The organism is Psychrobacter sp. CoH-33_TS_01, assembly GCF_058189395.1.
On sequence record NZ_JBVGQI010000018.1, the window covers coordinates 1 to 4,212 of the forward strand.

2 tRNA genes and 2 rRNA genes are annotated in these 4,212 nt (G+C 50.0%); all 4 read left to right on the forward strand.

The annotated features are described in order from the left end of the window. Positions 1-894 (forward strand): 16S ribosomal RNA (locus ACZ2XM_RS15320); the annotation flags it as partial. Positions 895-983: 89 nt separating this feature from the next. After that, positions 984-1,060, forward strand: a tRNA-Ile gene (locus ACZ2XM_RS15325). Positions 1,061-1,069: 9 nt separating this feature from the next. Then, positions 1,070-1,145, forward strand: a tRNA-Ala gene (locus tag ACZ2XM_RS15330). A 311-nt stretch (positions 1,146-1,456) separates the two neighbouring features. Then, a 23S ribosomal RNA gene (locus ACZ2XM_RS15335) occupies positions 1,457-4,212 on the forward strand; the annotation flags it as partial.

A 4,212-nucleotide genomic window follows, 5' to 3' on the forward strand; every position in this document is an offset into this window, starting at 1 on the left:
AGGCTAGAGTAGGTGAGAGGGAGGTAGAATTTCAGGTGTAGCGGTGAAATGCGTAGAGATCTGAAGGAATACCGATGGCGAAGGCAGCCTCCTGGCATCATACTGACACTGAGGCTCGAAAGCGTGGGTAGCAAACAGGATTAGATACCCTGGTAGTCCACGCCGTAAACGATGTCTACTAGTCGTTGGGGAACTTGATTCCTTAGTGACGCAGCTAACGCAATAAGTAGACCGCCTGGGGAGTACGGCCGCAAGGTTAAAACTCAAATGAATTGACGGGGGCCCGCACAAGCGGTGGAGCATGTGGTTTAATTCGATGCAACGCGAAGAACCTTACCTGGTCTTGACATATCTAGAATCCTGCAGAGATGCGGGAGTGCCTTCGGGAATTAGAATACAGGTGCTGCATGGCTGTCGTCAGCTCGTGTCGTGAGATGTTGGGTTAAGTCCCGCAACGAGCGCAACCCTTTTCCTTAGTTACCAGCGGGTTATGCCGGGAACTCTAAGGATACTGCCAGTGACAAACTGGAGGAAGGCGGGGACGACGTCAAGTCATCATGGCCCTTACGACCAGGGCTACACACGTGCTACAATGGTAGGTACAGAGGGCAGCTACACAGCGATGTGATGCGAATCTCAAAAAGCCTATCGTAGTCCAGATTGGAGTCTGCAACTCGACTCCATGAAGTCGGAATCGCTAGTAATCGCGGATCAGAATGCCGCGGTGAATACGTTCCCGGGCCTTGTACACACCGCCCGTCACACCATGGGAGTTGATTGCACCAGAAGTGGGTAGCCTAACTTAGGAGGGCGCTCACCACGGTGTGGTTGATGACTGGGGTGAAGTCGTAACAAGGTAGCCGTAGGGGAACCTGCGGCTGGATCACCTCCTTATAGACGCATTCGGTCAGCAAGAATTCACAACAAGTTGTTCTTTGGTTTAGTTAGAAAGCATTCAAGCTTTAAGATGAACGTTATCTTACAGGCCTGTAGCTCAGCTGGTTAGAGCACCGTGTTGATAACGCGGGGGTCGGCAGTTCAAGTCTGCCCAGGCCTACCATTATCTTCAGGGGCCATAGCTCAGTTGGTAGAGCGCCTGCCTTGCACGCAGGAGGTCAACGGTTCGACTCCGTTTGGCTCCACCATCTTTATGATTGAATGCTAGTAAAAAATAAGGTTATAAACCAGAATCAAATAATTTAGCTGATATAGCGAATAGATTATTTCATTCTGTTTTATACAGAAACAATATGACGATCTGATGAAGACGTTATTATTATTTAAAAACATAGATATGAGTCTGGGTTAGGAGTGGCGTGTTCACGCGTCACACTTAACCTGATGATTAACCTCCCCAAGAGGTTAATCATCGAAAAGTAATAAGAGAACTGAATCAAGCGTAAATTATCAAGGTGATATCGTTATAATTACGACTAAAGACCCTTTGGGGTTGTATGGTCAAGTAATTAAGCGCACATGGTGGATGCCTTGGCAGTCAGAGGCGATGAAAGACGTGACAGCCTGCGATAAGCTTCGGGGAGGCGGCAATATCCTGTGATCCGGAGATTTCTGAATGGGGAAACCCACTTAGCGTAAGCTAGGTATCCTAATTTATTAGGAAGCGAACGAGGGGAAGTGAAACATCTCAGTACCCTTAGGAAAAGACATCAAATGAGATTCCCCTAGTAGCGGCGAGCGAACGGGGAGGAGCCGACGGATTTATATGTAGAAGAACAGTCTGGGAAGACTGGCCGTAGTGGGTGATAGCCCCGTATTCGAAACATATAATGATGCATATTAAGTAGTGCGGGACACGAGAAATCCTGTATGAAGATGGGGGGACCATCCTCCAAGGCTAAATACTCCTGACTGACCGATAGTGAACCAGTACCGTGAGGGAAAGGCGAAAAGAACCCCTGTGAGGGGAGTGAAATAGAACCTGAAACCGTGTGCGTACAAGCAGTGGGAGCCCCCTTGAGGGGTGACCGCGTACCTTTTGTATAATGGGTCAGCGACTTATATTCTGTAGCAAGGTTAACCGTTTAGGGGAGCCGTAGGGAAACCGAGTCTTAATAGGGCGTTTAGTTGCAGGGTATAGACCCGAAACCGAGTGATCTATCCATGAGCAGGTTGAAAGTGCCGTAACAGGCACCGGAGGACCGAACCCACTGTCGTTGAAAAGCCAGGGGATGACTTGTGGATAGGGGTGAAAGGCTAATCAAACTCGGTGATAGCTGGTTCTCCCCGAAAGCTATTTAGGTAGCGCCTCGGACGAATACCATTGGGGGTAGAGCACTGTTTCGGCTAGGGGGTCATACCGACTTACCAAACCGATGCAAACTCCGAATACCGATGAGTAATATCCGGGAGACACACGGCGGGTGCTAACGTCCGTCGTGGAGAGGGAAACAACCCAGACCGCCAGCTAAGGCCCCAAATTCCTAGTTAAGTGGGAAACGAGGTGGGAAGGCATAGACAGCTAGGAGGTTGGCTTAGAAGCAGCCATCCTTTAAAGAAAGCGTAATAGCTCACTAGTCGAGTCGGCCCGCGCGGAAGATGTAACGGGGCTCAAACTAGGAGCCGAAGCTGCGGATTTGAACATGTTTCAAGTGGTAGGGGAGCGTTGTGTAAGCCAATGAAGGTGTATCGTAAGGTATGCTGGAGGTATCACAAGAGCGAATGCTGACGTGAGTAACGATAATGCGAGTGAAAAGCTCGCACGCCGGAAGATCAAGGGTTCCAGTCCAACGTTAATCGGGGCTGGGTGAGTCGACCCCTAAGGCGAGGCCGAAAGGCGTAGTCGATGGGAAATCGGTTAATATTCCGATACTTGTTTATGATGCGATGGAGGGACGGAGAAGGTTATGCCAGCCTGGCGATGGTTGTCCAGGTGGAAGGATGTAGGTTTATAGCTTAGGTAAATCCGGGCTATTCTATACTGAGATCTGATAGCAAGCTGTACTTGTACAGCGAAGTGGCAAATACCATGCTTCCAGGAAAAGCTTCTAAGCGATAGTCATAAACGAATCGTACCCTAAACCGACACAGGTGATCAGGTAGAGAATACCAAGGCGCTTGAGAGAACTCTGCTGAAGGAACTAGGCAAAATGGTACCGTAACTTCGGGAGAAGGTACGCTGTCGATGGTGAAGGACTTGCTCCGTAAGCTATTGATAGTCGCAGATACCAGGCTGCTGCAACTGTTTATTAAAAACACAGCACTCTGCAAACACGAAAGTGGACGTATAGGGTGTGATGCCTGCCCGGTGCTGGAAGGTTAATTGATGGGGTTAGCGTATGCGAAGCTCTTGATCGAAGCCCCAGTAAACGGCGGCCGTAACTATAACGGTCCTAAGGTAGCGAAATTCCTTGTCGGGTAAGTTCCGACCTGCACGAATGGCATAATGATGGCAGCGCTGTCTCCAGCAGAGACTCAGTGAAATCGAAATCGCAGTGAAGATGCTGTGTACCCGCGGCTAGACGGAAAGACCCCGTGAACCTTTACTACAGCTTTACATTGAACTTTGACCTGACTTGTGCAGGATAGGTGGGAGGCTTTGAAGCAGACACGCTAGTGTTTGTGGAGCCATCCTTGAAATACCACCCTGGTCATGTCGGGGTTCTAACTCAGGTATAACAATACCGAGGACAATGTATGGTGGGTAGTTTGACTGGGGCGGTCTCCTCCTAAAGAGTAACGGAGGAGTACGAAGGTGCGCTCAGACCGGTCGGAAATCGGTCGTAGAGTATAAAGGCAAAAGCGCGCTTAACTGCGAGACCCACAAGTCGAGCAGGTACGAAAGTAGGTCTTAGTGATCCGGTGGTTCTGTATGGAAGGGCCATCGCTCAACGGATAAAAGGTACTCTGGGGATAACAGGCTGATACCGCCCAAGAGTTCATATCGACGGCGGTGTTTGGCACCTCGATGTCGGCTCATCTCATCCTAGGGCTGAAGCAGGTCCTAAGGGTATGGCTGTTCGCCATTTAAAGAGGTACGCGAGCTGGGTTTAGAACGTCGTGAGACAGTTCGGTCCCTATCTACCGTGGGCGTTGGAAATTTGAGAGGAGCTGCTCCTAGTACGAGAGGACCAGAGTGGACGAACCGCTGGTGTTCGGGTTGTCATGCCAATGGCATTGCCCGGTAGCTACGTTCGGATGGGATAACCGCTGAAAGCATCTAAGCGGGAAGCCTACCTCAAGATAAGATTTCCC